Origin of the sequence: Methylobacterium sp. WL18, from assembly GCF_008040015.1 — a bacterium.
GTDB lineage: Bacteria > Pseudomonadota > Alphaproteobacteria > Rhizobiales > Beijerinckiaceae > Methylobacterium > Methylobacterium mesophilicum.
Map to the genome: position 1 here is coordinate 1 of NZ_VRVD01000424.1, position 4,106 is coordinate 4,106.

At 68.7% G+C, this 4,106-nt stretch carries 4 protein-coding genes and 1 pseudogene; 4 read left to right on the plus strand and 1 reads right to left on the minus strand.

The annotated features are described in order from the left end of the window. Positions 1-190 (plus strand): helix-turn-helix domain-containing protein (locus FV228_RS22115; protein WP_147856572.1); only part of this gene is annotated, 190 nt, incomplete at its 5' end. Positions 191-287: 97 nt separating this feature from the next. Here the strand turns inward: FV228_RS22115 and FV228_RS22120 are convergent. Continuing rightward, complete coding sequence (locus FV228_RS22120; protein WP_147856573.1) at positions 288-1,199, minus strand: MBL fold metallo-hydrolase; 912 nt, start codon at positions 1,197-1,199, stop codon at positions 288-290. 175 nt (positions 1,200-1,374) lie between these two features. On the opposite strand from FV228_RS22120, the gene FV228_RS22125 reads away from it, so the two are divergent. From FV228_RS22125 to FV228_RS34340, 3 genes and pseudogenes are all read left to right on the plus strand, one after another. Further along, complete coding sequence (locus FV228_RS22125; protein ID WP_147856574.1) at positions 1,375-2,715, plus strand: histidine kinase; 1,341 nt, start codon at positions 1,375-1,377, stop codon at positions 2,713-2,715. 9 nt (positions 2,716-2,724) lie between these two features. After that, complete coding sequence (locus FV228_RS22130) at positions 2,725-3,387, plus strand: response regulator transcription factor (protein WP_147856575.1); 663 nt, start codon at positions 2,725-2,727, stop codon at positions 3,385-3,387. Between the two features lie 192 nt (positions 3,388-3,579). Continuing rightward, positions 3,580-3,708: pseudogene (locus FV228_RS34340) on the plus strand (pyridoxal kinase); the annotation flags it as partial. Positions 3,709-4,106 lie beyond the last annotated feature (398 nt).

A 4,106-nucleotide genomic window follows, 5' to 3' on the forward strand; every position in this document is an offset into this window, starting at 1 on the left:
CGTGGCCGCCATCCGGCGGCGCACCGGCGCCTCGCAGGCCCGCTTCGCGCAGAGCATCGGGATCGCGGTCTCGACCCTGCGCAACTGGGAGCAGGGCCGACGCCGCCCGGAGGGGCCGGCCCGGGTGCTGCTGGCGCTGTTGGACCGGAATCCGCTTGTGGTGCAGGAGCTGCTGGTGGGTGAAGGCTGAGGGTTAATGCCGTCTGCTCCCGACCCGATGCGGTCGCCAATTGTCCATTGAAGAGACCTCGAAAGCGGACACCCGCGGTACTCTAGTTGCGGCGCAGCTAGACCAGTGCGTAACCCGTATCCGCACGCTCGATCCTTCCACTTGTGGCGAGGTGCATCCCGGTCACCCTCAAGCCGTCGACTGCCGCACGGTCGAGGATGCGCCGTCGCGTCGTGATTGCTTCCGCTGGATCGGTGTCCCAGATCACCGTCCAATCCGGATGCGGCATCTGTAGGATCCGCGAGTGGACGATATCGCCCCAGATCAGCAGGCGGTTGGAGCCGTCCGCGATCAAGACGCCCATATGTCCCGGTGTATGGCCGGGCAGCGGCAGCGCATGGATACCCGGTGCTAGCTCCGCCTCGCCGGAGACACGCCGGACCCTGTCAGGATAGGCCGCCAGCACCGCCTGTGCGGTCTCGAACATCGGGCTCAATGGAGCCGGAGCGGAGGCTCTGGCAGCCGCATCCGACCAGTAGGCCACCTCACGCTCCTGCAGCACGAGTTCCGCGTTTGCGAACCGCGCGAGGCGGTCCGGCGTCAAGAGACCGCCGGCATGGTCGGCGTGCAGATGGCTGAGCCAGATGGTCTCGATCTGCTCCGGCCGCACGCCCTCCGTCGCCAGTGCCGCGGTTACCCGGTCGAAGCCCGGCCCGAGGACGGTGCCGCAGCCCGCATCGAGCAGCCAGTGCCGTTCCCCGCGTCGGATCAGGAACGCGTTGACCGGCTCCGGCGACGGGCCCTTCGCAGGAAGACCGGCCCCCTCCAGCAAGGCTTGTCCGGCCTGGCTTTCGGCTGCCGGGATCATGCTCGGCTCCAGCGGAAAGAGGCCGTCGCGCAACGGCGTCACCGTGAACGCGCCGACCTGGTACGGGCCATTCACGGGCGCGGCCATTGCAGGGAGGTGAAATCCGAGCGGGAGCAGGGCGGACGCAGTCAGAAGGTTACGGCGAGACAGGTGAAGCGACATGGTCGGCTCCGTGGAGAGGGGGCAGCACCATCCTCTGGATCGTGGCGGGATCAGACCAGGGAAGTCCTCCCGCTGAAGCCCGGGCATTCTTCCCGTCCGAGTGAGCCATGGCTTGCGCACCCCCACGGTCCCGGTGCCAAATCAGAGCATCGCTTCGAGCCCGGCTGCTTGATCCATGAGCCTGCCCACACATCTCGGTCTGCGCCTTCTTGTTGTGGCCGCGCTCTGCCTAGTGGGGGCGATCGCATGGGCCGCCTGGGACGCTCACGCAAGCCTCCGCTGGGAGGCTGCAATGTCGGCAGATCGGATCGCCGCGCAGCTCGCGCGTCAGCCGGGCCTCGGAAGCGCCGGACCAGCTGCAATGCCCGCCAGCGCACCGCAGGCCGCGCCGGCCATCGTCACGCTCCTGCCGGGCATCTGCGCCGACATTCATCTCGGCGTGGAATTACCCCGCCGCTTTTGCGGTGACTGGGACGGCCTCGATGCCGCCCCTGCGTGGTTCCGCGAAGCCCTCGTCTGGGAGGCCGCTGCCGCGCCGACGATCCGGGCGATCGTGTATCGCGAGCGGACCATCGGCAGTGTCACGGCATGGCCCGATCCGATGGCATCTGCGGCTCGTCTCTGGCGGCGCACGCGCCTCGCAGGCGGACTGGTCCTTGGTTTGGCGGCGGCGACGCTCCTTCTCAACTGGCTCGCCGTGATGCGGCTCGTCGCACCGGTTGGGCGGATCGTGCACGGGCTGGAAAACCTCGACACGGCCGGCACCCACCCGCCGCTGCCACGCTTTGCCGCCACAGAGTTCGACCGGATTGCCCGCGCCTGCAACGCCCTGGCCGACCGGCTTGCCAACATTGAGGCCGAGCGCGCGGGCCTGATGCAGCGGCTCGTTACGGTTCAGGAAGAAGAGCGGCAGGCCCTTGCGCGCGACCTACACGATGCCTTCGGCCAGTGCCTGGCCGCTGCGGGGGCACGTGCCGCAGCGATCGAACTGGCTGCGCCCCCGGAGCGCGACGATCTTCGCGAGGACGCCCAGGGCATCGAAGCCATCATCGCCACCATGCGGGAGAGCCTGCGTGGAGCCCTGGCCCGCCTCGAACTGCCCGATCTCGCCGAAGCCGGATTGGAGGAGGCGCTGCGTGGCCTCGTTGCGGACTGGCGAGGACAACTTCGGTCCGGGCCGGCCCTGCATCTCGATGTCAGGGGCGATCTCACCGACATACCCGAGAACGTTGCGGCGAGCCTCTATCGGATCGCGCAGGAACTGCTGACGAACGCCTTGCGACATGGCCGGCCGAGCCGGATCTTCCTGCGGCTCGGCCGGTCGGAGGCCGGACTACGAGCGGTGACGCTGACGCTCGACGATGACGGCGGGGGCGATGTGTCCCGAACCACTTCTCACACGGGCCGTGGGCTCGTCGGCATCCGAGCGCGGCTCGCTGCCCTCGGCGGAAGCTTTTCGCTCACCGGCACCGGTTCAGGCATCCGTGCCTGTGCATCCGTGCCGACGGCCGGCTGAGATCGCCTCATGGCCACGACCATCCTGTTCGTCGATGACCATCCAGTCGTGCGCGAGGGCTATCGCCGCCTGATCGAGCGACAGCAGGGCTTGGTCGTGGTCGCGGAAGCCGAGAACGCGGCAATGGCCTATTCCCACTACAAGGCTCACAAGCCCGAGCTCGTGATCCTCGACCTGTCGCTGCCTGGCCCAAGCGGTATCGAGGCCATCCGTCACATCCGCCAGTGGGATGGGTCTGCTCGCATCGTCGTGTTCAGCATGCGCACCGGGGCGATGATCGCGCGCCAAGCCTTCGCCGCCGGGGCGAGCGGGTATGTCAGCAAGGCGAGCCCACCCCGTGAGCTGCTGGCGGCGGTTGCGACCGTGCTCCGCGGCGAGCGGGCGATGAGCGCCGACATCGCGCGCGCGATCGCTCAGGACGAGGTGGCTGGTGGGCGCACGGCGCTCGACGACCTCAGCCCGCGGGAGTTCGAAATCTTGAGCCTGACCGTCGGCGGGATGACCGCCCAAGCCGTAGCCGAGGCACTGTGTCTGAGCCTTAAAACGGTGCACAACAACCTCTCGGTGATCCGCGCCACTCTTGGGGCACGCACCGATGCCCATCTCGTCTGGATCGCGATTGGGGCTGGGCTTGTATCGCCCTCTGAGGAACTGTCGCTGAAGGAGCCCTAGCACTTCGTCTGCTTTGACGACCTTTCGACCAGAAGCCGACAGGCAGGAAACCACCCATCGCAGACCGCCTGAGCCGACACCAACCGTCGCCCCCCAAACCACCGCGCGCCGACCGCCCACCCGCGCGCTTGCGCCCGCGCCTCGGATCGCCGACAGCTTCGGCTCTCCCCACGGCACCGGGAATCACCCGCGTTGAACGTCCTGTCGATCCAGTCCCACGTCGCCTACGGCCCTATCGGTAAAGCGGCGACGGTGTCCCCGATGCGGCGGCTCGGGGTCGAGGTCTGGCCGGTCCACACGGTGCGGTTCTCTAACCACACCGACTCCGAGGCATGACCAGCCCGGTCTTCGCGGCGCAGAGGGCACGCGGCGGCACGGGCCGTCGTCGGAGGCAAAGTCTTCGGCAACCGCAACGGGTCGATATCCGGCTCCTGGGCCTCGGCCCCGATCCCGTGTAGCGGCCCCAGCCCATCACCACTGCGCAGACCGACTTCGGAACGGAACGGGCGGGTTTCGCATTGCTGGCGCCACATGCGGGAGCCTGCCGTGAGACCCATCCGCCGCGTTCTTCTCGGGCTGTCGCTCCTGGCCGTCCCGCTCCTGGCCGTCCCGCAGCCCCTCCGGGCGCAGGCCGCCGCCGGTGAGGCGTATACCACCACCCTGGAGGCGGACGCGCCCCGCCCGGGGCCGCCGCCGCCGCTGCCGGACCTGTCCGATCC